Annotated in this window: 18 protein-coding genes; 5 read left to right on the plus strand and 13 right to left on the minus strand. The window is 64.7% G+C overall.

The annotated features are described in order from the left end of the window. Nucleotides 1–108: 108 nt before the first annotated feature. The 5 genes from JQ633_RS13745 to JQ633_RS13765 form a co-directional block, all read right to left on the minus strand. Nucleotides 109–909 carry a hypothetical protein gene (locus JQ633_RS13745; protein ID WP_211985581.1) on the minus strand — a complete coding sequence of 267 codons (801 nt, stop codon included), beginning with the start codon at nucleotides 907–909 and terminating at the stop codon, nucleotides 109–111. Between the two features lie 132 nt (nucleotides 910–1,041). Further along, a complete protein-coding gene (locus tag JQ633_RS13750) occupies nucleotides 1,042–1,551 on the minus strand; it encodes an OsmC family protein (protein ID WP_211985582.1) in 510 nt (169 codons plus the stop codon). A gap of 110 nt (nucleotides 1,552–1,661) precedes the next feature. Further along, complete coding sequence (locus JQ633_RS13755) at nucleotides 1,662–2,447, minus strand: ABC transporter ATP-binding protein (protein ID WP_211985583.1); 786 nt, start codon at nucleotides 2,445–2,447, stop codon at nucleotides 1,662–1,664. Then, nucleotides 2,447–3,283 (minus strand): ABC transporter permease, encoded by an 837-nt coding sequence (locus JQ633_RS13760; RefSeq protein WP_211986054.1) that lies wholly within the window; start codon nucleotides 3,281–3,283, stop codon nucleotides 2,447–2,449. The genes JQ633_RS13755 and JQ633_RS13760 overlap by 1 nt, the downstream gene beginning before the upstream one ends. 174 nt (nucleotides 3,284–3,457) lie before the next feature. After that, nucleotides 3,458–4,432 carry an aliphatic sulfonate ABC transporter substrate-binding protein gene (locus JQ633_RS13765; protein ID WP_211985584.1) on the minus strand — a complete coding sequence of 325 codons (975 nt, stop codon included), beginning with the start codon at nucleotides 4,430–4,432 and terminating at the stop codon, nucleotides 3,458–3,460. Between the two features lie 198 nt (nucleotides 4,433–4,630). Between JQ633_RS13765 and JQ633_RS13770 the strand changes: the two genes are divergently transcribed. Then, a complete protein-coding gene (locus JQ633_RS13770) occupies nucleotides 4,631–7,423 on the plus strand; it encodes a [protein-PII] uridylyltransferase (RefSeq protein ID WP_211985585.1) in 2,793 nt (930 codons plus the stop codon). A gap of 199 nt (nucleotides 7,424–7,622) precedes the next feature. On the opposite strand, the gene JQ633_RS13775 is transcribed toward JQ633_RS13770, so the two are convergent. From JQ633_RS13775 to JQ633_RS13785, 3 genes are all read right to left on the minus strand, one after another. Continuing rightward, entirely contained in the window at nucleotides 7,623–9,569 is a 1,947-nt protein-coding gene (locus JQ633_RS13775; RefSeq protein WP_211985586.1) for a glycosyltransferase, read from the minus strand. Next, nucleotides 9,566–10,939: an HlyD family secretion protein gene (locus JQ633_RS13780; RefSeq protein ID WP_211985587.1), complete on the minus strand. Its 1,374-nt coding sequence runs from the start codon at nucleotides 10,937–10,939 to the stop codon at nucleotides 9,566–9,568. Before JQ633_RS13780 ends, JQ633_RS13775 begins: the two co-directional genes overlap by 4 nt. Nucleotides 10,940–11,185: 246 nt before the next feature. After that, on the minus strand, nucleotides 11,186–11,734 hold the full coding sequence (locus tag JQ633_RS13785) for a methylated-DNA--[protein]-cysteine S-methyltransferase (RefSeq protein ID WP_211985588.1): 549 nt from the start codon (nucleotides 11,732–11,734) through the stop codon (nucleotides 11,186–11,188). A gap of 90 nt (nucleotides 11,735–11,824) precedes the next feature. Here JQ633_RS13785 and JQ633_RS13790 point away from each other — a divergent pair, with 90 nt between their 5' ends. From JQ633_RS13790 to JQ633_RS13800, 3 genes are all read left to right on the plus strand, one after another. Next, nucleotides 11,825–12,187: a DUF1304 domain-containing protein gene (locus tag JQ633_RS13790; protein WP_211985589.1), complete on the plus strand. Its 363-nt coding sequence runs from the start codon at nucleotides 11,825–11,827 to the stop codon at nucleotides 12,185–12,187. Between the two features lie 302 nt (nucleotides 12,188–12,489). After that, nucleotides 12,490–13,710 carry an ABC transporter substrate-binding protein gene (locus tag JQ633_RS13795; protein WP_211985590.1) on the plus strand — a complete coding sequence of 407 codons (1,221 nt, stop codon included), beginning with the start codon at nucleotides 12,490–12,492 and terminating at the stop codon, nucleotides 13,708–13,710. A gap of 370 nt (nucleotides 13,711–14,080) precedes the next feature. Continuing rightward, on the plus strand, nucleotides 14,081–15,307 hold the full coding sequence (locus tag JQ633_RS13800; RefSeq protein WP_211985591.1) for an ABC transporter substrate-binding protein: 1,227 nt from the start codon (nucleotides 14,081–14,083) through the stop codon (nucleotides 15,305–15,307). A 210-nt stretch (nucleotides 15,308–15,517) separates the two neighbouring features. Here JQ633_RS13800 and JQ633_RS13805 read toward each other — a convergent pair whose 3' ends face one another. Further along, on the minus strand, nucleotides 15,518–15,943 hold the full coding sequence (locus tag JQ633_RS13805) for a DUF1330 domain-containing protein (protein WP_211985592.1): 426 nt from the start codon (nucleotides 15,941–15,943) through the stop codon (nucleotides 15,518–15,520). 137 nt (nucleotides 15,944–16,080) lie between these two features. Between JQ633_RS13805 and JQ633_RS13810 the strand changes: the two genes are divergently transcribed. Then, complete coding sequence (locus JQ633_RS13810; protein WP_211985593.1) at nucleotides 16,081–18,324, plus strand: transglycosylase domain-containing protein; 2,244 nt, start codon at nucleotides 16,081–16,083, stop codon at nucleotides 18,322–18,324. A gap of 276 nt (nucleotides 18,325–18,600) precedes the next feature. On the opposite strand, the gene JQ633_RS13815 is transcribed toward JQ633_RS13810, so the two are convergent. The 4 genes from JQ633_RS13815 to JQ633_RS13830 all read right to left on the minus strand — a co-directional run bounded on the left by JQ633_RS13815 (nucleotide 18,601) and on the right by JQ633_RS13830 (nucleotide 22,726). Beyond that, nucleotides 18,601–19,440 (minus strand): M48 family metallopeptidase, encoded by an 840-nt coding sequence (locus JQ633_RS13815; protein WP_211985594.1) that lies wholly within the window; start codon nucleotides 19,438–19,440, stop codon nucleotides 18,601–18,603. Nucleotides 19,441–19,638: 198 nt separating this feature from the next. Further along, nucleotides 19,639–20,967 carry a polyhydroxyalkanoate depolymerase gene (locus JQ633_RS13820; protein WP_211985595.1) on the minus strand — a complete coding sequence of 443 codons (1,329 nt, stop codon included), beginning with the start codon at nucleotides 20,965–20,967 and terminating at the stop codon, nucleotides 19,639–19,641. A gap of 128 nt (nucleotides 20,968–21,095) precedes the next feature. Then, on the minus strand, nucleotides 21,096–21,920 hold the full coding sequence (locus JQ633_RS13825) for an ABC transporter permease (protein ID WP_211985596.1): 825 nt from the start codon (nucleotides 21,918–21,920) through the stop codon (nucleotides 21,096–21,098). Then, the gene (locus tag JQ633_RS13830; RefSeq protein ID WP_433995656.1) at nucleotides 21,917–22,726 is read right to left on the minus strand and encodes an ABC transporter ATP-binding protein; all 810 of its coding nucleotides are present in this window, start codon (nucleotides 22,724–22,726) and stop codon (nucleotides 21,917–21,919) included. The genes JQ633_RS13825 and JQ633_RS13830 overlap by 4 nt, the downstream gene beginning before the upstream one ends. Nucleotides 22,727–22,772 lie beyond the last annotated feature (46 nt).

A 22,772-nucleotide genomic window follows, 5' to 3' on the forward strand; every position in this document is an offset into this window, starting at 1 on the left:
TGCATCCGGGCTACGAAGTGACGGCGGCGGTAGGATGGGTGGAGCGCAGCGATACCCATCAATCTTCATATGCCGAAGCATGATGGGTATCGCTTCGCTCCACCCATCCTACGCTTTCCCGCGCTTCCTCCGCCCGAGCTGCCACAGCGCCAGGTTCCAGACGATGCACGTCGCGAGCGCGCAGCTCAGCCCGATCGGTGAGCCGAATTGCAGCACCGCGACGTGCAGCACGGCGATGCCGAGGCCGAAGCCGAGCAGGCCCCAGGCGCTGTTGGCGAGAACGGCGGCGGTGGCGGGGCCGCCGATGCGCGGATGCAGGATCAGCATCATCGAGGAGAACACGATCGGAAACAGCGCCATCACGCCGGTGACGCGCGGACCGACCCAGGTCGATGCCGTGACCACCGTTCCGACCAAGCTCGCGACCAGTGCGGCGCGCAGCGGAATGTCGTACCAGCGCCGCGCGATCAGCGGCATCTTCGCGACGTGCCGATAGGGCTTCAGCAACGGAATGCAGATCGCGAAGGTGATCGCGTTGAGGATCAGCCCGCCGGCGAGCGACCAGGCGAACTGGCGCACGATGGTGGCGAGCACCAGCCAGACCGCGATGGCAGTACCGGCGCTGATCCACATGCTGCGGCGCTGCGCCAGCACGGCGTAGGTGAGGCCCATGAAGATCGTGGCCGCATTGACCGGCAGGCTCGACAGCGCGCCCTCGGCAATGAAGGCGGCGTCATGGTCGAGCGCGAGGAAGGTGTAGGACGGCCCCGCCGAGATCGGCAGAGTCGCGATCAGCGCGCCGATCACCGGTCCCGAACGTTCCGTGATGATCGACGCCGACACCACGAAGGCCGCCGCGACGGCCATCCGCAGCACGAGGATCAGGAGGAAATGAAGTTCGGGGGACATCCTGCGTCGTCCCGGCGAAGGCCGGGACCCATAACCACGACTATTCGTGGGGAGTGAAAGCCGTCGAGCAGCGCGGCTTGAAGCGATGGGACTCGGCGTATGGGTCCCGGCCTTCGCCGGGACGACATCCAACTAGATCCGCGCCATCGTCACCGACACCTTCGGGCCATTCTTGATGGTCTGATACACCACGCAATACCGCTCGGTGAGCTTCAGCAACAGATCCAGCTTGTCCTGCGGCGCGTCGGTGCCGATCTCGAAGCGGAGGCGGATTTCGCGGAAGCCGACCGGAGTCTCCTTGTCGACGCCGAGCGTGCCGCGGAAATCGAGATCGCCCTCGGCAAGCACGTTGCCGACCTTGAGCGGCACCTCGATCGCGGTCGCGACCGATTTCAGCGTCACGCCGGCGCAGGCGACCAGCGCTTCCAGCAGCATGTCGCCCGAGCACAACTCGAGCCCGGAGCCGCCGGTGGCAGGGTGCAGGCCGGCAATCGCGAGCGCGCGGCCGGTTTCGACCTTGCAGGAGATGCCCTCGCTCTCGGTCGAGCCCTTGGCCTTGAGTGTGATCACGGCGGCCGTGGGGTCGCTCTTGTAGCGTTCCTTGATCGGGGCCTGCATTGCGCGGAGTTCAGCGGCGTCCATGGTTCTTGCTCCCGGCGGTTCTTCTTGTCTGAGCATGATCATTTCGGAAAACCGGCGGCCACTTTTCCGGATCATGCCCTATGCCGATGTAAGACCTTATGGCGCCGATGTCACCACCACATCGCCTCGCCGGCGTTGGATTTGTCGGCGCGGTCGCGCACCGCGCGGTCCAGCGAACGGTCGAGCGCGGTCAGCACGCGGCGCTTGAAGGTGTCGAACAGCTCCGATTTGCGGTCGCGCGGCCGTGCCAAATTGATGGTGATCTCCTGAAACAGCCGGCCCGGCCGCGGCCGCATCACCAGTACCCGGTCGGCCAGCACCACCGCCTCGTCGACGTCGTGGGTGACCAGGATCAGGGTCGGCCGTGTGTCGGCCCAGAGATCGAGCAGATGGTCCTGCAGATCGCGCCGGGTGAAGGCATCGAGCGCCGAGAACGGCTCGTCGAGCAGCAGCACTTCCGGCTGCGGCACCAGCGCCCGCGCGATCGCAACGCGCTGCGCCTGCCCGCCGGACAGCTCGCGCGGCCAGGCATTGGCCTTGTCGGCAAGCCCGACGCGGGCCGACGCCGCCGCGACCTTTTCGCGCCTGACATCGGCGGGCAGATCGGCGAGACCGAAGCCGATATTGTCGGCGACGGAAAGCCACGGCAAAAGCCGCGGCTCCTGGAAGATGATGCCGATCCTGGCGTGTGGCGAGGTGATCACGGCATTGTCGAGCGACACGCTGCCGGTGCTGGCGCGGTCGAGACCCGCGATGGCGCGCAGCAGCGTCGACTTGCCGCAACCGGACCCGCCGATGATGGCGATGATCTCGCCATGCTGGATCTCGGCGGAAAAACGTTCCAGTGCATGGACGCCGTTGGGATAGGTCTTGCCGACGTCCTTGAGTGCCAGCATCAGGCCCCTCCCCGCGCGCCGAATGCATCCTGCCAGCGCAGCAGCGGCGCCGCCGCGATCTCGATCAGCCAGTCGGTGGTCTTGCCGAGGATGGCAAAGATCACGATCGCGGCGAGGATCTGCGCCGGCTTGCCGAGTTGCTGGCCGTCGATCAGGAGATAGCCAAGCCCTTCGGAGGCGCCCATGAATTCGGCGGCGACAACGAACATCCAGCCGAGACCGAGGCCGACCCGCAGCGACACCACATAGGCAGGCAGCACCGCGGGCAGCAGGATGCGGCGGATCATCGCAAAGCCTGATAGCCGGAAGACGCGGCCGACCTCGACGATCTTGCGATCGACCGAGAGGATTGCGCCCATCACGCCGAGATAGACCGGAAAGAACACGCCGACCGCGATCAGCGCGACCTTCGAGGTCTCGAAAATGCCGAGCCACAGGATGAACAGCGGCACCCAGGCAATCGAGGGGATCGCGCGCAGCGCCTGCACCGTTGGATCGAGCAGCCGGCGCGCCAGTCCCCAATAGCCGGAGATCGCGCCGAGGATGGTGCCGGCCACGACGCCGAGCGCGAAACCGGCGCCAACCCGCCACATCGTTGCAAGGATATGGCGCGACAGCTCGCCGCTTCTGGCGAGTTCGACGATGGTCGCGAACACCTTTGACGGCGGCGGAACGAGGCGGCCGTTCGAATAGCCGAGGAAGACGGCAAGTTCCCAGCCCACCGCCAGCGCCACCGGCAGCACCAGTCCGAGCGCCGGCCGCGCATAGCGCGACCACCGCGCCGGCGTGGCAGCCGGCCCGGCCGTCTGTTCCAGCGCGGGCAGGTCAACGGTCATGGCCATAGCAAGAACTATTCTTCTGATAGGATTGCAAGGTCACTGCGTAGCCCGGATGCAGCGAAGCGAAATCCGGGGTGTTTGCGCAAGGTGCGAGAGCGGCCCCGGATTGCGCTTCGCTGCATCCGGGCTACGAACTTGCCTTCTCCCCTTGTGGGAGAGGGTGCAGCGGAGCTAATTCGTCGGCAGCGGGACCTGATCGTCGATCAGCGAATCCAGCGCCGCCTTGACGTCGGTCTTGGCGTCGATCACGCCGGCCTGCTGCAGAGCGAGGCCGGCGGCGAGGATCGACTCGCGTTGCGGGGCGCCGATGCGGCTGTGGGTCAGCTCGGTGCGTTCCTTGAGCTGCTTGTCGACCACGGAGTCGGGCAGCTTGGTGACCGCGATGAAGGTCTTCTTCAGCTCGTCGTAATTCGCCAGCGAATATTTCCGCGCCTCCTCATAGGTCGCGAGCACGCGGCGGACGATGTCCGGGTAATCCTTCAAGAACTGCTCGCGCACATTGAGGATGCCCCAGGTGTTGGCGTCGGCCTTGCGGTAGAACAGCTTTGCGCCGTCCTCGACTTCGGCTTGCGCCATCATCGGGTCAAGACCGGCCCAGGCGTCGACGTCGCCGCGGATCAGCGCGGTCTTGCCGTCGGCGTGCTGTAGCAGCACCGGCGTAATGTCCTTCTCGGTGAGGCCGGCGCCGAGCAGCGCGCGGACCAGGAAGATGTGCGGATCGGTGCCGCGCGTCACCGCGACGCGCTTGCCCTTGAGATCGGCGACCGAGGTGATCTTGGAATCCTTGCCCGTCACGAGCGCGGTCCATTCGGGGCGCGAATAGACGTAGATCGACTTGATCGGGTTGCCGTTGATCTTGGCGACCAGCGCGGCCGAGCCCGCCGTCGAGCCGAGATCGATCGAGCCGGCGTTGAGGAACTCGAGCGCCTTGTTGGAGCCGGCCGACTGCACCCAGACGATGCTGATGCCGTCCTTGGCGAACTCCTTCTCCAGCAGGCCCTTCTGCTTGAGCACCATCGAGACCGGATTGTAGGTCGCCCAGTCGATCCGGATCTCCTTCAGCGCGTCGGCGGCAAACGCCGCGCCGGGAAACAAGGCCGAGACCGCAATGAGCGCGGCAGCCGCGCGCCGGGACAATTTAGGCATTGGTCGACCTCCCTGATCGAATTAAGAAACACTCTTTTCATTCAATGAGTTATCCTTGCGGTCAACGAGAAAATCTCTACCTTTTGCCAACCGGCGCAAGAACAGCCTTGCCCAAAGCGCCCAACAAACAGCATGGAGCTGCTGTCCTTATACTTTGGTCAGTGACAGCAACCGCTCCGTCCGATATCGGATGGATACATGGACAGCATCGTAGCCGAGGTCCGCGCCGACGCGGATAATCGTTTTGAGACCGCGCGGATCACCGCCGCGATCGATGCGCTCGCCGAGAAGCATGCCGGCCGCGAGGACCAGTTCCGCGCGGCCATGGCGCAATTGCTCAAGGCAGAGCTGATCGCGGCGCGCACCAAGGCGCAGGCGCTGCTGCTCAAGGACCGCCACGGCCGCCGCTGCGCCGAGCGGCTCTGCTTCGTGCAGGACGAGATCATCCGCATCCTCTATGCGGCCGCGACCAGGCACCTCTATCACTCGCCGATCCCCTCGGGCGCCGAGCGCATGGCCGTGGTTGCAACCGGCGGCTATGGCCGCGGGCTGATGGCGCCGGAGTCCGACATCGACCTGCTGTTCATCCTGCCCTACAAGCAGACCGCCTGGGGCGAGCAGGTTGCCGAGGCCATTCTCTATTGCCTGTGGGACATGGGGCTGAAGGTCGGCCACGCCACCCGCTCGGTCGACGAATCGATCCGTCAGGCGCGCGGCGACATGACGATCCGCACCGCGATCCTGGAGACGCGCTTTTTGACCGGCGACCAGCCGCTCTATGACGAGTTGGTCGAGCGCTTCGACAAGGAGGTGGTGCAGGGCACCGCGTCGGAATTCGTCACCGCCAAGCTCGCCGAGCGCGAGGAGCGGCACCGCCGCGCCGGCCAGTCGCGCTATCTGGTTGAGCCGAACGTCAAGGACGGCAAGGGCGGGCTGCGCGACCTGCACACGCTGTTCTGGATCGCCAAATACGTCTACCGCGTGCGCGAGACCGACGAGCTGCTGGAGCGCGGCGTGTTCGACGCGCAGGAATACCGCACCTTCCGCCGCTGCGCCGATTTCCTGTGGTCGGTGCGCTGCAACCTGCACTTCTTCGCCGGCCGCGCCGAGGAGCGGTTGTCGTTCGACATGCAGCGCGAGATCGCGGTTCGTCTCGGCTACACCTCGCATCCCGGCATGCAGGACGTCGAGCGCTTCATGAAGCACTACTTCCTGATCGCGAAAGACGTCGGCGATCTCACCGCGATCCTGTGCGCCAAGCTCGAGGACGAGCAGAAGAAGCCGGCACCGGTGCTGAGCCGCATGGTGGCGCGGTTCCGTCCCGCCACCAAGCGGCGGCGGGTGCCTGAGAGCGACGACTTCATCGTCGACAACAACCGCATCAACCTCGCCGCGCCCGATGTCTTCAAGCAGGATCCGGTCAATCTGATCCGGATCTTCCGGCTGGCGCAGAAGAATAGCCTCGCCTTCCATCCGGACGCGATGCGGACGGTGACGCGCTCGCTGAAGCTGATCAACACCGCGCTCCGCGAGGACGAGGAAGCCAACCGCCTGTTCATCGAGATCCTGACCTCCGACAATGCAGAAACGGTGCTGCGGCGGATGAACGAGACCGGCGTGCTCGGCCATTTCATCCGCGCCTTCGGCAAGATCGTGTCGATGATGCAGTTCAACATGTACCACCACTACACGGTGGACGAGCATTTGATCCGCTGCATCGGCTTCCTGCAGGACATCGAGCGCGGCGGCAACGACGAGTTCACGGTCGCCAGCGACCTGTTCCGCAAGATCCGGCCCGAGCACCGCGCGGTGCTCTACATCGCAACGCTGCTGCACGACGTCGCCAAGGGCCGGCCCGAAGACCATTCGATCGCCGGCGCCAAGGTGGCGCGGCGGCTGTGTCCGCGGCTCGGCTTCTCCACCGCCGACACCGAGCTGGTGGCCTGGCTGATCGAGGAGCACCTGACGATGTCGACGGTGGCGCAGTCGCGCGACCTGTCGGACCGCAAGACGATCGAGAACTTTGCCGCCGTGGTGCAATCGGTCGAGCAAATGAAGCTGCTGACCATCCTGACCACCGCCGATATCCGCGGCGTCGGCCCCGGCGTCTGGAACGGCTGGAAGGCGCAGCTTATCCGCACGCTGTACTACGAGACCGAGCCGGTGCTGACCGGCGGCTTCTCGGAGGTCAATCGCGCCCAGCGCATCGCGGTGGCGCAGGCCGAATTCCGCGCCGCCTTCACCGAGTGGCCGGAAGCCGAGCTCAACGCCTATATCGGCCGGCATTACCCGGCCTACTGGCTCAAGGTCGAGCTGGCGCGCAAGATCCGCCAGGCGCGCTTCATCCGCGCCAGCGAGCAGGCCGGCCACAAGCTCGCGATCAATGTCGGCTTCGACGAATTGCGCAGCGTCACCGAGCTGACCATCCTGGCGACCGACCATCCCTGGCTGCTGTCGATCATTGCCGGTGCCTGTGCGTCGGCCGGCGCCAACATCGTCGACGCCCAGATCTACACCACGACCGACGGCCGCGCGCTCGACACCATCTCGATCTCGAGGGAATACGACCGCGACGAAGATGAAGGCCGCCGCGCGACGCGGATCGGCGAGATGATCGAGCAGGTGCTGGAGGGCAAGCTGCGGCTGCCGGAGGCGGTGGCGAAGCGCGCCGTCCGCAGCAAGGCGCGGCCGTTCATCGTCGAGCCGGAGGTCACCATCAACAACCAGTGGTCCGACCGCTACACCGTGATCGAGGTGTCCGGCCTCGACCGGCCCGGCCTGCTCTACCAGCTCACCACGGCGATCTCGAAGCTCAACCTCAACATCGCCTCGGCGCATGTCGCGACCTTCGGCGAGCGCGCCCGCGACGTGTTCTACGTCACCGACCTGCTCGGCGCCCAGATCACCGCCCCGACCCGGCAGGCCGCGATCAAGAGCGCGCTGCTGCATCTACTCGCGAGCGAGGACCAGGCGGCGCAGCCGGCGGCGTAGCAAGTCACCCGCCCCGCCTGCGGCAGGGCGAGCTGCCAAAATATCGAAAAACAACCCCATGCAAAGTAGCCGGCGGCGGCGGGGCGCTCGAACGGGCGACTTGACACGTCGGGCAACTCATCGCTATTATTCCAATATTCCGAAATCGTGCGAAGAGCCGCCCTCGCCCCAGGGCTAGGTGGCAGCTCACTCTTCCGCCCTACCCGAACAACCGCATCAGCAGCGCCTTGCCGACCGGCGCAGCGCGCACGGCTTGGAAGGCGCTGACATACTCGCCGGCATAGAACGCACGCACGACATTGACCCGCGTTGCGACCGCGTCCTCGAAGCGGACACCGAAGCCGTTGCCGGTGTGCCGCACCACGATCGCGGCAACGCTCTGGCCATACACATTGCACCTGATCGGCGTTCCGACCGCAGGCGGGCTCGGGTCGATGAAGCGTGCGCCCGTGATCGAGATATCGGCCATCCGGACCAGCCGCGGCTCGGCGCCGTGGTAGATCAAAACCGGCTCGTCGCGCTCGAAACGCTCGGCCTTGCGGCGCCGCGGCTGCTCGATGCAGATGAAGCAGACGATCGCCAGCACCACGCAATTGTACAGGCTCCAGGCCAGCGCCAGCCCGCCATAGGCGATGCTTTCCCCGCGCAGGTTCAGGATGAACGCATAGGCAATCGACACCAGCGTGATCAGCAGCGCCCCGCCATAGATCCGCAGCAGCGGCCACTCGACGAAGCGGCGGTTGCGGTCACCACCCTTGGCCGTCACCTTGAACTTCTGTCCCTGCGGCCGGGTGAGCCCGGTGACGACCGCCTTCAGCACCGCGGGCGCCGCGATGTATTGCGAGACGTCGGTCATGATGGCGAGCGAGCGGCCGTGCGAGATCCAGGCCATCGTGAAGGCGTGCCAGACGTAGAACGGCAGGAAGTATTTCAAGAGCTCGAGCAGATCGGCATGCACCGCCTTGATCCCGAACAGGAGGAACAGCCAGGGCACGATCAAGCCGAGCACCTTGGTGCCGTAGACCGCCGTCCAGCTCATGAAGGCATCGATCAGCGACAACCGGTCCATGAAATCGAGCTTCGACTGCCCCGAGAACGGCCCGCTGCGGCCGCGGACGATCTGCATGAAGCCGAGGCACCAGCGTCCGCGCTGCGTGATGTACTCCTTCAGCCCCTCGGGCGCGAGGCCGAGCGTCAGCCGCTCGTTCAGATACACCGTGCGCAGCCCCTGCTCCTTCAGGCGCAGCGTGACGAGGTAATCCTCGGTCACCGAATCCGTCGGGAAGCCGCCGATCCGCATCAGGCCGGCATAGCGGATCAGCGAAGAGGTGCCGCAGCAGAACGCGGTGCCCCAGGCGTCCTTGGCCGGCATCAGGATATCGAAGAAGAAGCGCTGCTCGTCGGGCCAGACGTCCGTGGCGGCAAGGTTGGACTGGATCGGATCCGGATTGATGAAGTGCTGCGGCGTCTGCACGACGCCGACGCCGTCGTCCTGCATCAGGCTCATGGCCCGGGTCAGGAAATCCGGCAGTGGAACGAAGTCGGCATCGAGGATCGAGATGAACTCCGGCTTGTCGTCGAGGCCCGCGACATGCGCGAGCGCGTGATTGATGTTGCCGGCCTTGGCGTGGCGATTGTCGGGGCGCGTCAGATAGTGGCAGCCGAGCTCCTCGGCGAGACGGCGCAGCCAGAGCCGGCGGCCGTCGTCGAGCACCCAGACGCGATAATTCGGATAGTTGATTCCGGTCGCGCCGATGATGGTGCGCTCCAGGATCGCCTTCTCCTCATTGTAGGTGCAGATGAAGACGTCGACGAGCGGCGCAGGCGCGGATGGGCGCGAGCGGCGCAGGATGGCGTTGACCTCGGGCGTACGATCGATGGTCCGGCTGAGGAACAGCAAGGACAGACACACCGCGATCAGCGAGGCCGCCTCTGCCAGCATGAACGGATAGCCAACGATCGCGTCGGCGTTAAGTCCCGGCGGCGGCAGGGTATGGGTCACGCGCCAGATGAAATAGCGCAGCAGGAGCGCAACCGACATGGTGGCCATCGCGGCGCGCGCCAGCGAGCTGTCGCGCTTGAGCAATGGCATGAGCGCAAGGCAGGCGCCAAAGGCGACCAGCCCCGGCGAGAGCGCCGCCATCATGACTTGGCCGCGCCGTCGTTGAACACCACCCGCCCGGTGCGGCCCACCGCACAATCCCTACCCGTGGTGTCGAGCGCCGGCATCGAGACCGTGACCCGGTACGGCTCCTTGTTGAGGACGTCGGGATTGATCGCAAGATTGGCCGGCGCGCCCGACGCGCCGGTGAGATTGACGATCTCGCCCTGAAGCGCGGCACTGCCGTCGTTCGGCTCGAAGCTCGCCTGCTCCCCGAGCCTCAACCGGTTGTAGACGTTTTCGGTGACGTTGGCGGTGACCACCGCACCGGTGCAGTCGAGCAATTTGAGCAGCGGTTGTCCGGCCCTGACATCCTCGCCGGGCGACGTCATCATCTCCCAGATCCGGCCCTTGACCGGCGCCCTGATGTCGGCCTCCGACCGATTGACGTAGTGGATCTGCTCGACCGCGATCTCGTGGGTGAGCCAGGCGATCTCCGCGTCGGCATGCGCCAGATCGGCGCGCAGGTCGCTGACGCGCTGGCGCATCTCCTCCTCGCGCTGCACCGAGCTCGGACGGTCATTGTAGCTGTCGCCGAGATAGGTGCCGCTCTTGACGGCGGTGAGCTCGACCTTCGCAGCATCGAGCCGACGGCGGGCGCCGATCTCGGTCTGCTGCGCGATCGCCTGTTCCCGTGTCAGCCGCGCCAGTTCAACCGTCGACACTGTGCCCGACCTGACCAGCGACGAGGCCCGTTCGACCGCCGCGGTCGCTTCTTCGCGTCGCGCTGCCGCCGCCTCGATCGCCGACTGGATTTCGGCGATCCGCGCCTCGAGCTGCAAGGTGCGGCCGTCACGGAATTGGGAGGACTGGCGGGCAAGATCCTGCTGCGCGGTCTCGGCGGCCGCGAGCTTGGCAGCAAAGCTGGGGCGCTCATTGTCCAGCCGCGACATCTGGCGCCTGAGATCGTCGAGCCGGATGCGATCGCCGCGCGCGTTGACGACGTGAAGGATCAGATCGCCCTCGCTGAGGGCACTGAGATGCGTCGGATTGTTCGGCTTCGCAGTCACCGTGCCGTCGATCGGCGAGCGCAAGGTGACGATCCTGGCGTTGACGACCGCCTCGACGCTCGAGGTCTGCAGCAGCGCCTTCAGCGGCATCCAGCCGAACACGGCGACGATGGCAAGGCCGAGGGCGACCCTGAGCGTGCGGCGGACCCATCGCCCCGACGACCCGCCGGACGGCTCGGGACTGGCCGCACCATCGGCGATCGCCTCATCCGCGGGCGGCTGCAACCGATCCTGCAAGTCGCGCTGCAATCCTCGCGCGCCGCTGTCGCCGTCGAAGGAACGGGTGCTCGCCTCGCCTGCCGCGTCGGGAGCATTCGTTCGGGCGAATGACTTTGCTTGTTCCATATTGACCGGCCCCTGATCTGTCAGTGGTCGAACTAACGCACCGCTCCCTCGGAGCGATGCCGGTACCGGTCAAGCAGGATGCACAAGTGCTTAAGAACAGCCTAAGGCGGGCCAATATCTTTCAGAAAAAGCTTGCCGAAATTTACCGTGGCCATACGTGGGACGACGGCAAACCTGCGGTGCGATTGCGATAAATCGGACTGGCGCCCGGCTCTCCCTTATTAAGCATGATTCCGGAAAGCCGCCTTACGCTCGTAAGACTCTTGGCTCCAGAACCTCCACGCCCTCATGGCGCAGTAGCCAGCGCTTGCGTTCCAGCCCGCCGCCATATTTCACCAGCGAGCCGTTGGCACCGATCAGGCGATGACAGGGCACGACGACGCTGATCGGATTCGAGCCGTTGGCATGGCCGACCGCGCGCATCGCGTTCGGCGCCTTCAGCTTCGCCGCCAGCGCGCCGTAGCTCATGGTGGTGCCGGCCAGGATTTTCGGCAGCGCGTGCCAGACCTTTTGCTGGAACGGCGTGCCGGCCACACGCCATTGGATATCGTCGAGGCGACCGAGATCGCCCTTGAAGTAATCGCCGAGCGCTTTTCGCAACGCCGCCGGCGCGCGGCCGTCCTGCAATGTGACCTGGCCGTAGTGCAGCCGCAGCAGGTCGAGCATGCGTCCCTCGTAATCATCCCAATCCAGTGCGCGCAGCACGCCGTCATCGTCGGTCACCAGCAGCGCGGTGCCGATCGGCGTCGTCAGGCGGTCGAGATTGAAGGTGCAAGGTGTCTTGGCAGCGGCCATCGTCGTCACTCGGAAAGTGGATCAGCTCCACATACAATCCATCGCCCTCATGGTAGCGTCCACCCGAATTCCGGTTAGGGGGACCGCTTCATGCTCTTGCTCGCCAATGTGCTGGTCGCGATCGTGGCCGCGCTGCACGTCTATTTCCTCGTGCTCGAGATGTTTCTATGGACCAAGCCGCTCGGGCTGAAAACCTTCCGCAACTCGATCGAGAAAGCCACTGACTCGGCCGTGCTGGCCGCCAATCAGGGCCTCTATAATGGCTTCCTCGCCGCGGGACTGATCTGGGGCCTGGTGCACGGCAATCCGCCCTTCGCATTCCAGATCAAGACATTCTTCCTGCTCTGCGTGATCGTTGCCGGCGCCTATGGCGCGGCGACCGTGAGCCGGCGCATCCTCTATGTGCAGGCCGCACCCGCGGCACTCGCGCTGATCCTGCTCTGGCTGGCCTGAGAAGTACGCACGGCATTGCTTCACCTCGCCCCGCTTGCGGGGAGAGGTCGGATCGCATCGCAGATGCGATCCGGGTGAGGGGGAGCCTCCGCAAATCCAACTGTGACCGTTTGCGCGGAAACAGCCCTCACCCCGACCCTCTCCCCGTAAGAACGGGGAGAGGGAGTAACGTTCTGACGCGACATCGCGCGCGGCGGCATTGCCTTGCAATGCCCCGACCGTTCCTCCATCATTCCTGCAACGGTGACATCCGCGGCAAAAGCATAGCGGACAAGATCATCGGCAACATGGGAGGTCACGACATGAGAAGCGTGCAACTGCTCGCTGCGACTGCGCTTGCCATCGCGTTGTCAGTCACTTCAGCCGCCGCGCAAAAGAAATACGACATCGGCGCCACCGATACCGAGATCAAGATCGGCCAGACCGTGCCGTTCTCGGGCCCCGCGTCGGCCTATGCCGGCATCGGCAAGACCCAGGCCGCCTATCTCAGGATGATCAACGATCAAGGCGGCATCAACGGCCGCAAGCTGAACCTGATCCAGTATGACGATGCCTATTCGCCGCCGAAGGCGGTCGAGCAGGTGCGCAAGCTGGTCGAGGGCGACGAGGTGCTGTTCACCTTCCAGATCATCGGCACGCCGTCAAATGCCGCCGTGCAGAAATATCTGAATACCAAGAAGGTGCCGCAGCTCCTCGCCTCGACGGGCGCCTCGCGCTTCTCCGATCCGCAGAATGCGCCGTGGACGATCGCCTTCAACCCGAACTACCAGTCCGAGGGACGCATCTACGCCAAATACATCCTGGCCAATCATCCGAACGCCAAGATCGGCATCTTCTACCAGAACGACGATCTCGGTCGCGATTACATCACCGGGCTGAAGAGCGGGCTCGGCGACAAGGCGGCGAGCATGATCGTCGCCGAAGCGTCCTATGAGCTGACCGACCCGACCGTCGATTCCCAGATCGTCAAGTTAAAAGCCGCCGGCGTCGACCTTGTCTATGACGCCTCAACGCCGAAGTTCGCCGCGCAGGCAATCCGCAAGATCGCGGACCTCGCGTGGAATCCGGTGCACATTCTCGACATCAATGCGAGCCCGGTGTCTGCCACGCTCAAGCCCGCCGGCCTCGACATCTCCAAGGGCATCATCTCGACCAATTACGGCAAGGATCCCGCCGACCCGCAGTGGAAGGACGATCCGGGCCTGAAGGCCTACTTCGCCTTCATGGACAAATATTATCCCGAGGGCGACAAGCTCAACACCGTCAACACCTACGGCTACTCGACGGCCGAGCTGCTGATCCAGGTGCTCAAGCAGTGCGGTGACGACCTCACCCGCGAGAACCTGATGAAGCAGGTGACCAGCCTGAAGAAGTTCGTGCCGAGCCTCGCGCTGCCCGGCATGTCGATCACGACGGGACCGAACGACTACCGCATCAACAAGCAGATGCAGATGATGCGGTTCAACGGCGAGCGCTGGGAACTGTTCGGCCCGATCATCGAGGACACCGGACCGGCGGGTTAGTTCACGCCGCGACGAGAAGAAGCTGCTCCCCCTCTCCCGTTCTTACGGGAAGAGGGTCGGGGTGAGGGGCTGCTTCCACATAAACGGAGTTAGCTGAGCCCGCGGAGGCTCCCCCTCACCCGCATCGCATCTTCGATGCGATACGACCTCTCGCCGCAAAGCGGGGAGAGGTGAGATCCCCGTGCCGCTCGGCGCGACTTTTTGCACCGCCCCCTACTTTCGTTGACTGAAATTGCTCGCCTTTTCGGCAGAGCTCGTCTTGCGTTGCAACAATGCTTCCTCCAGTATCCCGGCCCAGCGATGGCAACCCACGGGCGTTTGGACCCGGGGAAAGATCATCGACCAACCAGTCACGTGAGGAAGCAACATTATGAAAAATGGGATTTTCCATCTGGTCACGGCAACGGCGCTGACGATCGCGCTGTCGGCGACCTCGGCCCTGGCGCAGAAGAAGTACGATCCCGGCGCGACCGATACCGAGATCAAGATCGGCCAGACCGTCCCGTTCTCCGGACCGGCCTCCGCCTATGCCTCGATCGGCAAGACCCAGGCGGCCTATTTCAAGATGATCAACGACCAGGGCGGCATCAACGGCCGCAAGATCAACCTGATCCAGTATGACGACGCCTATTCGCCGCCGAAGGCCGTCGAGCAGGTGCGCAAGCTGGTCGAGAGCGACGAGGTGCTGCTGACCTTCCAGATCGTCGGCACGCCGTCAAACGCCGCCGTGCAGAAATATCTCAACGGCAAGAAGGTGCCGCAGCTGTTCGCCGCGACCGGCGCCTCGAAGTTCACCGATCCGAAGAACTTCCCCTGGACACTCGGCTTCAACCCGAACTACTTCGTCGAAGGCCGCATCTACGGCCAGTACATCCTGAAGGAGCACCCGAACGCCAAGATCGGCGTGCTGTATCAGAACGACGACCTCGGCAAGGACTATCTGAATGGCATCAAGGCCGGCCTCGGCGACAAGGCCGCCAAGATGATCGTGGCCGAAGCCTCCTATGAGGTCTCCGATCCGACCATCGACTCGCAGGTGATCAAGATCAAGGACGCCGGCGCCGACCTGTTCTTCTCGGCCTCGACGCCGAAGCAGGCCGCGCAGGCGATCAAGAAGATCGCCGAACTCGGCTGGAAGCCGATCCACATCGTCGACATCAACGCGACCTCGGTCGGCGCCGTGCTGCAGCCGGCGGGCCTGGAGAATTCCAGGGGCCTGATCAGCACCAATTACGGCAAGGATCCGGCCGACCCGCAGTGGAAGGACGATCCGGGCATGAAGCGCTATTTCGACTTCATGGCCAAGTACTATCCGGACGGCGACAAGAACTCGAACTTCAACACCTATGGCTACTCGACCGCGCAGCTGATGGTGCATGTGCTGAAGCAGTGCGGCGACGATCTCACCCGCGAGAACGTGCTGAAGCAGGCCACCAACCTGAAGAACGTCGAGCTCGACATGGCGCTGCCCGGCATCAAGGGCAACACCGCGCCGAACGACTACCGCGTCAACAAGCAGCTGCAGATGATGCGCTTCAACGGCGAGCGCTGGGAGCTGTTCGGCCCGATCCTCGAGGACGCCGGCCCGGCGGGCTAGTGGTTTTCGCAAGGTTTGAAACGCGATCGGCGGCCTTCGGGCCGCCGATTTTGTTTTCCGGCGCACGCAATCACTCCAACCCCGTCACCCTGAGGAGCGCGCAGCGCGTCTCGAAGGGTCGTCGGCCACCAGCCGGGCCGTGCATCCTTCGAGACGCGCTGCGCGCTCCTCAGGATGACGGGAATGGCAGATTGCGCCGCCTTGTGTGCCCTACCTCGGAATCTCTCCGAACGTCTTCCCCACCGGCAGCACGGCATGCCGGACCAGCCGCGAATCCTCGACCGCGGCCTGGCGGTGCTTCACCGCCTCGCGATACACGGGATCGCGGATCATCTCGACGAACGCGGCGACGCTCGGGTACTCCGCGATGAAGCAGTGGTCCCAGCGCTCCTCCTGCGGGCCGATCAGCATCAGTTCGAAGCGGCCCTGCCAGACGATGCGCCCGCCGAGCCGTTCGAACACCGGACCGCTCTCGCGGCCATAGGACGCGTAGGCCTCCGCGCCGCTGACCTTGCGGCCGTCGGGATAGGCGGCCCATTCGCGCAGGCGAACCAGATTGAGCATGTGAATCGGGCCCGGCCGATCGCTCTCCCGAAATTGTGCGAAGACCTCCTTGGTCGGATCGATGTGGCCCATATGCGGTGCTCCCTGTTTGTTCCAGCGATATGTAGCACGCGCCGCCTCACGTCCTAATCCCGCGTTAAGCTTTGCGTAACCGCCCCTTAAACCGGGAACGCTAGCTTGCCGCACAAGAATTTGTGTGAGCGTTGCGGATGGCGTGGGGACGGAAAAAAGGCGGTGCGCGCAAGGAGCCGCTGTTCGGGCTTCCGGCCGCGCTCGCAGATCTGCGGCTGTCGCCCTCCGACCGCATTCCGGGCGGTAGTGACGACAAGCCGGCCAAATCCAAGCCAAAAAGCAGCGATTCCGATGCCGAGAGGCCGCGTCCCGCGCGCAGCAGCGGCAACAAGCGCCGCAAGTCGCGCGGCCTCGGGATCGGCCGCCTGTTCTACTGGACGGCGGTGCTCGGACTGTGGGCCGGCATCGCGGTGATCGGTGTCGTGGTGTGGGTCGGTGCGCATCTGCCGCCGATCCAGTCGCTCGAGATTCCAAAGCGTCCGCCGACCATCCAGATCGTCGGCCTGGACGGCAGCGTGCTGGCACAGCGCGGCGAAATGGCCGGCGCCAATATCGCGCTGAAGGACCTGCCGCCCTATCTGCCGAAGGCATTCATCGCCATCGAAGACCGCCGCTTCTATTCGCATTTCGGCGTCGACCCGCTCGGCATCGCGCGCGCGGCGGTGACCAACGTCCTGCATCGCGGTGTCTCGCAGGGCGGTTCGACGTTGACGCAACAGCTGGCCAAGAACCTGTTCCTGACGCAAGAGCGCACCATGATGCGCAAGCTGCAGGAGGCCGAGCTCGCGCTGTGGCTGGAGCGCAAGCATTCCAAGAACGAGATCCTCGAACTTTACCTCAACCGCGTCTATTTCGGCTCCGGCGCCTATGGCGTCGAGGCGGCGGCGCAGCGCTATTTCGGCAAGTCGGCGAAGAACGTGACGGTGGCGGAGGCTGCGATGCTCGCCGGCCTCGTCAAGTCTCCGTCGCGGCTGGCGCCGAACCGCAACCCCGAAGGCGCCGAGCAGCGTGCGCGGGTGGTGCTTGCGGCGATGGCGGATGCCGGGTTCATCACCGAGGCGCAGGCCAAATCCTCGATCGGCCAGGCCTCGATTGCCGTGAAGCCGGCCGGCGCCGGCACCGTGAACTATGTCGCCGACTGGATCGGCGAAGTGCTCGACGATCTCGTCGGCCAGATCGACCAGGACATCGTGGTGCAGACCACAATCGATCCGAAGCTGCAGAACGCCGCCGAGGCCGCCATCATCGACGAGCTCGCTGCCAAGAGCGTGAAGTTCAATGTCAGCCAGGGCGCGCTGGTCGCGATGACGCCGGGCGGCGCGGTGCGCGCCATGGTTGGCGGCCGGAACTATTCCGAGAGCCAGTACAACCGCGCGGTGACCGCGAAGCGCCAGCCCGGTTCGGCGTTCAAGCCGTTCGTCTATCTCACCGCGGTCGAATCCGGCCTGACGCCGGACACCATCCGCACCGACGCGCCGCTCGACATCAAGGGCTGGAAGCCGGAGAACTACACCCATGAATATTTCGGCTCGGTCACGCTGACCCAGGCGCTGGCGATGTCGCTGAACACGGTCGCGGTGCGGCTCGGCCTCGAGGTCGGCGCGAAGAACGTGGTGCGCACCGCGCACCGGCTCGGCATCTCCTCGAAGCTCGAACCCAACGTCTCGATCGCGCTCGGCACCTCGGAAGTATCCGTGATCGAACTGGTCGGCGCCTACGCGCCGTTCGCCAATGGCGGGCTCGGTGTCTCGCCGCATGTGATCACCAGGATCAAGACCAGCTCGGGCAAGCTGCTCTACGACCGTCCGACCGATCCGCCCAGCCAGGTGATCGAGCCGCGCTATGATGCGATGATGAACAGCATGATGCGCGAGACGCTGATCTCGGGCACCGCGCGCAAGGCCGAGATCCCGGGCTGGACCGCGGCCGGCAAGACCGGCACCAGCCAGGATTATCGCGACGCCTGGTTCATCGGCTACACCGCCCATCTCGTCACCGGCGTCTGGCTCGGCAATGACGACAATACGCCGACCAAGAAGGCGACCGGCGGCGGCCTACCGGTGGAAGTGTGGACCCGCTTCATGAAGGCGGCGCATCAGGGCGTGCCGGTGGCGAGCGTTCCGAATTCGCAGGGTAATTGGGGGCCGGCCAACCTGGTGCAGATCTCGTCGCAGATCACGCCGCCGTCGGCACCGCCGGTGCAGCTGCAGCCGCAACTGCGAGAGCCGCCACCGCCGGCGCCGATGCCACCCAGTGGCGGCTATTATCGCCAGCCGCCACCGGTGCGGGCGTCGGCACCGCCGAATCCGAACGCGCGGCCCGAGGCGGCGGCCGGATTGGACGGCTGGCTGGTCGACCGCGTATTCAGCAGAAGTCGGTAAGCGCGGTCACTTCGTAGCCCGGATGCAGCGAAGCGAAATCCGGGACGCCTTGTGCCGCTGGTGAGACCTGCCCCGGATTGCGCTCCGCTTTATCCGGGCTACGGGTCTCGCAGTTCACCCACCGCCGTCATCGCCCGGCTTGACCGGGCGATCCAGTATTCCAGAGACAGCGACTGTCGAGCCGATAAGCCGCGGCGTACTGGATCGCCCGGTCCATGTGCGCAATTGCGCACAGGCCGGGCGATGACAGCGTGATGTGGGGTGAGGACGGCCGCCCTACTCCTGAATGCCGTAGCGGTGCAGGTCGTTGCCGTGGGTGTCGAGCCAGGTCTTGGCGCGCTCGACCGAGCCGCAGACCTTGCCGACCACCCGCCAGAACCGCGGCGAGTGATTCATCTCGACGAGATGGGCGACCTCATGCGCGGCGAGGTAGTCGAGCACGAAGGGCGGCGCGAGGATCAGCCGCCAGGAGAATGACAGCGAGCCGGCCGAGGTGCAGGAGCCCCAACGGCTGGATTGATCGCGGATCGAAATCCGCCGCACCCGCACGCCGAGTTCCGCGGCGTAGAGCTGTGCGGCCTTTTGCAGATCCTTGCGCGCCTCGCGCTTGAGGAAGTCGTGAACGCGGCGGTCCATATGCTCGACGCCGCCGGCGGCGCAGAGAATCTTCTCGCCGCTGTCGCGCGTCTCGATCCAGACCGTGCCGCGCTCGCCGGCGCGATGCACCAGGCGATGCGGCACGCCGCGCAGCGGCACCACCGTGCCGGGCTGAAACGGCGCGGCCTTCGGCAAACGGCCGAGACGCGCGGCGATCCAGCCACCATGGAGCTGCGCGAACTCCTTTGCCTCCGCGATCGTGCCGCGCGGCGGCATGGTCAGGATCGCTTCACGGTCGGTCGGATGGATTCGCAGCGTATAGCGGCGCGCGCGCCTGTGCCGCCTCAGCCTGATGGCGAAGAATTGGGAGCCGTGTCTGATCAAAACGGTCGAGGGTTCGGCAGGCCGCCGATAAAGAAGCGCGCGAGTAGCCATTTCTGAGAGTCCGGGGAGCAGGAGTTCACCCGGACTCTGCCATATCCGCCGCCAGGGAAAGCGCTCGGCGCAAAAACAAATCATTTGCCCAATATACAGGGGCTCGCGGTTTATGGACCTCTACCGGCAGGGGTCGGAACCGGAATTTTTTGAGTGAATCAGGGTCGCGAACAAGACCCAAAAGGTGAAAACAAATTCACCCCTTGAGCCGTGCGCGATTTGGGATTCTTTTAGCTAAATCAGCAACTTGCCCGGCGGCCGAAATCCCGGCCGGAACGACACCTATTCGGCCGCAGCGACCAGCGAAAGCCGCGTATTCGCCGCCGAAACCATGAAATCGGAGATTCGCGGCACGATTTCGGACCGGAACCGCGAGCCGTTGAACACGCCGTAATGGCCGACGCCCTTCTGCACGTAGTGCACGCGGCGATGGTTGGGAATCGCGGTGCAAAGCCCGTGCGTCGCCTCAGTCTGACCGAGGCCGGAGATGTCGTCCTTCTCGCCTTCCACCGTCATCAGCGCGACGCGGCGAATCTTGGAGGGATCGACCGGCCTCCCGCGATGGGTCATCTCGCCCTTCGGCAGCGCGTGCTTGACGAACACGGTGTCGACGGTCTGCAGGTAATACTCCGCGGTGAGGTCCATCACCGCAAGATATTCGTCGTAGAACTCACGATGCTTGTCGACGAGGTCGCCGTCGCCCTTCACCAGATTGGCGAACAGCGCCTTGTGCGCGTCCATGTGCCGGTCGAGATTCATGCTGATGAAGCCGTTGAGCTGCAGGAATCCCGGATAGACGTCGCGCATCACGCCCGGATGCGGGAACGGCACCTTGGTGATGACGTTGTTGCGGAACCAGTCGATGCCGCGCTCGGCGGCGAGGTCGTTGACCGCGGTCGGATTGCGCCGCGTATCGATCGGGCCGCCCATCAGCGTCATCGACAGCGGCACGAACGGATCGTTGTTGGCTTCCATCACCGAAACGGCCGCAACCACCGGCACTGAGGGCTGGCACACCGCGATGATGTGCATGTTGCCGCCGAGCGCGTGCAGCATCTCGATCAGGTAATCGACGTAGTCATCGAGATCGAAACGGCCTGCGGCGAGCGGCACCATGCGCGCGTCGGCCCAGTCGGTGATGTAGACCTCATGCGTCGGCAGGAAGGCCTCGACGGTGCCGCGCAGCAGCGTCGCGTAATGGCCGGACATCGGCGCCACGATCAGCACCCGCGGCTGCGGGCTGCGCAGCGGACGGGTCAGTTTGCGATCGAAATGCAGCAGGCGGCAGAACGGCTTCTCCCAGATCGAACGCACTTCGACCGGGGTACGGATGCCGTTGACCTCGGTCGTCGGCAGGTTCCATTCCGGCTTGCCGTAACGGCGGGTGGTGCGCTCGAACAGCTCGCAGGCCGCGGCGACCGATTTGCCGAACTCGGTGTGGGTCCACGGATTGAGCGGGTTCTGAAACAGGATCTTGGTGGCGTCGGTCACCGCGCGCGCCGGGTTGAGCGAGGCTTGCGCCATCTCATACATCCAGTACAGCGGCGTCGTGAGTGCCGGGCTGCCGTCTGTCGCGAGTGGCGGGGCTCCGCCAAATTCACCGATGGGCATAAGTTTTTCAAACCCCTGTTTTGCGCCGCAGCATCCTGACGAATGCAAAATAATGCGTCAATGCACCGCACAGCACATTTAGGGGTGTAAATAGGCTAAAACACCGAGAATCCACGGGAAAGTGACATTTATTCACCACCCGACAGCAGCGATCCGTTGCGCTTGGCGCTCTGCAAAAGGGCAAGGAAGATCGCGAAAGAGGCAGCAAACAGCACCGCATTGAGGGCCAAAGACCAGATCATCAGGTCGGCGCGGAAGACGTGGTCGATCAGCAGCGCGCGCATGCCCTCGAACACGTAGGTCGGCGGCAGGGTCCAGGCGACATATTGCAGCCAGACCGGCAGCACCTCGACCGGGTAATAGATGCAGGCGAGCGGCATCACCGCGAACATCAGCGTCCAGACGATGCTCTCGGCACCAAGCCCGTTGCGCAGCACGAGACCGGAGGCGAACACGCCGACCGACCAGCTGGTGAAGATCAGATTGCAGAAGAAGACGATCAGCGGCAGGCCGATGGCGTAGAAATTGAAGCCGAAAAAGAACAGCGCCATCAGCGTCATCGGGATCACGCCGATGGCGAGGCGGATGATGCTCATGATCATCAGCGAGAGGAGAAACTCGATCGGCTTCAGCGGGCTCATCATCAGGTTGCCGAGATTGCGCGCCCACATCTCTTCCAGAAACGAGATCGAGAAGCCGAGCTGGCCGCGGAACAGGATGTCCCACAGGATGACGGCGCCGATCAGCGTGCCGCCGGCCTTGGCGAAGAAGCCCGATGCCTGCGAGATATAATTCTGCAGGAAGCCCCAGGTGATGATCTGCAGCGCCGGCCAGTACACCAGCTCCAGCAGCCGCGGCCACGACGACATCAGCAGATACCAGTAGCGCAGCACCATCGCATTGATGCGGTGCAGGGAAAGGCCGCGAGGCTGATGGCTGACGATCTCGCTCATGGCGCCTCCTCCCGCACCCGGCCGCGCGCGACATCGAGGAACACCTCCTCCAGCGTATCGCGGTTGTAGCGCGCCATGATCCGCTCCGGACTGTCGTCGTCCTCGATCTTGCCGCGCTTCATGATGATGACGCGGTCGCAGAGACGCTCGACCTCCAGCATGTTGTGCGAGGCCAGCAGGATGGTGGCGTTGCGGGCCTTGCGATAGGTCTCCAGGTGCTGCCGCACCCAGTCCGCGGTATCGGGATCGAGTGAGGCCGTCGGCTCGTCCAGCAGCAACAGGTCCGGCTCGTTGATCAGCGCCTTGGCCAGCGCGACCCGGGTCTTCTGCCCGGCAGAGAGCTTGCCGTTGGCGCGGTCGAGGAAATCCGTCAGGTCGAGATCGGCGGCGAGTTGATCGATCCGGTCACGCAAATGCTTCACCGCGTAGAGGCGGCCGAAGATGGTCAGGTTCTGCCGCACCGTGAGCCGCATCGGCATGTCGACATAGGGGCTCTCGAAATTCATCCGGCCGAGCACGTCGTAGCGCTGGTCGGGGATTTTCGCGCCCAGCACCTCGACGGTCCCCGAGGTCGGCAGCACCAGGCCCATGATCATCGCGATCGTCGTGGTCTTGCCGGCGCCGTTGCCGCCGAGCAGCCCGGTGATGCTGCCGCGCGCGATGCGGAAGGAGATGCCGTCGACCGCGCGGGTGGTCTTGTAGACCTTGACGAGACGCGCGACGTCGATCGCCGCCGATCCGCCCTGATCGGCCGCCAGCCCTTGGCTGGTTGCGGGCGCCCCCTGATCTGTCTTGCTCTGCTGCATATGGCCGTAGTTGAGCCATCGCGGCATCAAGCGCAAGGCTTGGCGA

Source organism: Bradyrhizobium tropiciagri (genome assembly GCF_018130505.1).
Taxonomy (GTDB): Bacteria; Pseudomonadota; Alphaproteobacteria; order Rhizobiales; family Xanthobacteraceae; genus Bradyrhizobium; species Bradyrhizobium tropiciagri_B.